The 3240-nt window shown below is 63.9% G+C and carries 4 protein-coding genes; 3 read left to right on the top strand and 1 reads right to left on the bottom strand.

Translation table 11 applies throughout. From position 1 onward, the window contains the following. Positions 1 to 191: 191 nt before the first annotated feature. Positions 192 to 641 (top strand): MaoC family dehydratase, encoded by a 450-nt coding sequence (locus RUW20_RS15670; protein WP_313953158.1) that lies wholly within the window; start codon positions 192 to 194, stop codon positions 639 to 641. Positions 642 to 954: 313 nt separating this feature from the next. Beyond that, a complete protein-coding gene (locus tag RUW20_RS15665; RefSeq protein WP_313953157.1) occupies positions 955 to 2340 on the top strand; it encodes a hypothetical protein in 1386 nt (461 codons plus the stop codon). 61 nt (positions 2341 to 2401) lie between these two features. Here RUW20_RS15665 and RUW20_RS15660 read toward each other — a convergent pair whose 3' ends face one another. Further along, positions 2402 to 2752 (bottom strand): TraR/DksA family transcriptional regulator, encoded by a 351-nt coding sequence (locus RUW20_RS15660; RefSeq protein WP_313953156.1) that lies wholly within the window; start codon positions 2750 to 2752, stop codon positions 2402 to 2404. Positions 2753 to 2950: 198 nt separating this feature from the next. Here RUW20_RS15660 and RUW20_RS15655 point away from each other — a divergent pair. Next, positions 2951 to 3240, top strand: a 290-nt coding sequence (locus tag RUW20_RS15655; protein ID WP_313953155.1) for a YbaK/EbsC family protein, incomplete at its 3' end; no start/stop codon positions are given.

Below are 3240 nucleotides of genomic sequence, written 5' to 3'. Positions count from 1 at the left end.
GCTAGTGCGGGGAAAACCTGTTTCGTTTTGCACGGAGCGCGGCTTGGGGCGATTCACACCATCGGGCTGGCACGCGGCGGGCGAGTCGACAATGCAGGGGTAGTCGACAAGGCTTGTCGATGCAGGCTCGTCCGCCAGGATGCAGGGTCCGTTGGCTGAGCGCGTGCGCACATTTTCTGGAGGCTGTTGCAATGGATACGCGTTACCTCGATGACCTGCAAGCCGGCCAGCGCTTCGAGAGCGGTGGCATTACCCTGAGCGAAGCCGAGATCATCGACTTCGCCTGGCGTTATGACCCGCAGCCCTTTCATCTCGATGCCAATGCGGCGGCCGAATCGCCCTATGGTGGCCTGATTGCCAGCGGTTTCCAGAGCCTGGCCGTGTGCTTCCGCCTGTTCATCCAGAGCGGCATGCTGGCCGAATCGAGCCTGGGTTCGCCGGGTATCGACGAGCTGCGCTGGCTGGCGCCGGTCCGCCCGGGCGACACCTTGCACAGTGTCGTCGAAGTGCTCGACGTCCGGCCCTCGACCTCGAAGCCCGATCGCGGCATCGTGCGCATGAAATATCAGGCGATCAACCAGCGTGGCGAGGCCGTGCTCGGTTTCATCGTCAACCACCTGCTGCGGCGACGGCCAAGCTGAAGGTGACGGTCGCCAGGCAGTAGTGACGAGCAGGGAAGGGCCTGGCGGTACCATGCAGGCGATGTCGATCGAAGCACCGTTGGGCAGCTGACGTTCAAGCAGCAAGCACACAAGGAGAGCCATCATGTCGACCAACGCGATGCATCCCTTCCACCCGATCATCTACGTTCGCGGTTTCGCTGCCACGCAGGGCGAGATCGAAGAGACGGTGGCGGACCCGTACATGGGATTCAACATCGGCTCGACCAAGGCGCGCATGGCGTGGACCGGCGACGTCAAGCGCTTCTTCTTTGAATCGCCGCTGGTGCGACTGATGAGCGATCACGATTACGGCGACGTGTTCGTGGACGGCGAGGACCTGATGGCGGCCGAGCGCCCCGACTGCGTCATCCCCTATCGCAGCATCATCATCTACCGCTACTACGACGAGGCGAGCAAGGATTTTGGCACCGGTGAGACGCCGCCCATCGAGCATTTTGCCAAGGGCCTGGGCAAGCTGATCCTGCGCCTGCGCGACAAGATCTGCGCCGATTCGAAGAACGCGATGAAGCCCAGGGACTTTCGCGTGTACCTCGTCGCGCACTCCATGGGCGGTCTCGTCTGCCGCGCCTTTCTACAGAACCCGAAGCTCGGCACGGCGGAGGCGCGTGGCCTGGTGGACAAGTTCTTCACCTACGCCACACCGCACAACGGCATCGACATGCGCATCGTGCGCAACGTGCCGGCCTGGCTTTCCTTCGGCGACGCCAACAACTTCAATCGCGAGAAGATGTCGGGTTATCTCGCCCTCAAGCGGAGCGACGACGTCTCGGTGGTGAAAAATTTTCCGCCCGAGCGCATCTTCAACCTGGTCGGCACGAATCCGCGCGACTACACCGTCGCCGGGGGCCTTTCCTCCTGGGCGGCTGGCGACGCCAGCGACGGCCTGGTGCGCATTGAAAACGCGACCACGCACGGGCCGGGGCCCGACGGCAAGGACATCACCTCGCCACGCGCGTTTGTTCACCGCAGCCACTCGGGTCACTACGGCATCGTGAACTCCGAGGAGGGCTACCAGAACCTCACGCGCTTCCTGTTCGGCGCGCTGCGCGTGGACGGCATCCTCGACATCGACGAGATCACCCTGCCAGCAGAGGTGCAGCGTGCCTCCGACGACGAGAAGGACGTCCGCGCCTCGTACCAGTTCGAGGTCGCCGCATCCGTGCGTGGCTGCCAGTGGCAGATTACGCGCCGCGAGGTGCGCGAAAATTCCGCCATCTTCCGTAGCTACGACGCCCTGTTTCCGAAGAAGGGCAAGAAGCGCACGCCGGACCGCAGCCAGAGCCCGCATCTGTTCTCGCTCTTTCTCGACCCGAGCAAGAGCGTCAAGGCCTCCGGTTCGGTCAGTTTCGCCCTCGATCTGAAAGTGCTGGTGCCTGACTACGAGGTGGCCGGCGTGCTGTTCATGAAGCGCCATTACGAGGGTGGCTTCATCCTGCGCGAACTGATCCTGGTGGAGGTGTTCGCCGACGAGACAGCGCCGGGCGGCTGGCGGGTCAAATACGGCTATCAGCAAACGAACCCCGGCAAGCCGGGAGTTGAAGCGCTGACGCACCCGCTCGATGGCGGTGCCGGTATCGCGTTCGATCTCCCCATCGAGCAAAAGACACGCCCCGGCATGTCGGGCACCTTGCGCATCGAGGCGCGGCCGTGGACCTGAGTCGATTGCTTCTGCAGAAGGGTGAGAGCTTCGAGGCTCCCATCGGACCCGAGCGCTGAGGCTACTCCGGCCTTTCCCGCTCTGCTGCGCACGCCATGCAGAACACGGCAGCCGGATCGGCGCCCAGTCGTTCCGGCTCGAGATCACCCTCACACGCGCAGCACAAGCCATAGCTGCCTGCGTTGATGCGCGCCAGGGCGGCTTCGATTTTGCGTTGGCGAAGCAACAGCTGCTCCAGCAATCGCTTGGCGAGCGCCTGTTGCTGTAGCGCGTCCATGCGCGAGACCCTGCCGATGCTGGACTGGTCGAGTTCGACCGTGGCCGCTGCTCGACCCGCTTGCTGAATCGCCTCGATGGTCTCCTGCAGTTCGCTGGCGAGCCGGGCGCCGAGCAATGCCGTAGGGTCGCGCATGCAGTGGGTCTCCTTCGTCGTGACAGTAGCGTTGCCGTAGCGGCAAGGCAGGATGGTGGCGGATCGCCACAGGTCGGCGGTCTTGCTGCAGCAGGCGGCGCAAAGGGAATGCTGACAGGCCCCAATGATAGGCTTGAAAGCCAGTCCGGGCGCCAGGATCAGCGCCTGGCGCGAGCATCACCGCGTACAATTTCGCCCATGTCCCAGGAAAAGTTCCCGGTTACCCAGGCGATACGCGCCTTGCGCGCGGCGCGGGTGGCGTTCACCGATCACCCTTACGCCTACGAGGAGCACGGCGGCACGGCCGTCAGCGCCCGCGAGTTGGGGGTTGATGAGCATGCGGTGATCAAGACGCTGGTCATGGAGGATGAGGGCAAACGACCGTTGATCGTGCTGATGCATGGCGACCGCGATGTGTCGACCCGGAATCTCGCTCGCCACATCGGCGTCAAGTCGATCTCACCGTGCAGCCCGGCGGTGGCCAATCG

The organism is Accumulibacter sp. (genome assembly GCF_032229525.1).
Lineage (GTDB): Bacteria > Pseudomonadota > Gammaproteobacteria > Burkholderiales > Rhodocyclaceae > Accumulibacter.
Note: the sequence above shows the minus strand (reverse complement) of the source record. Positions and strands in the feature narration are given on the sequence as shown.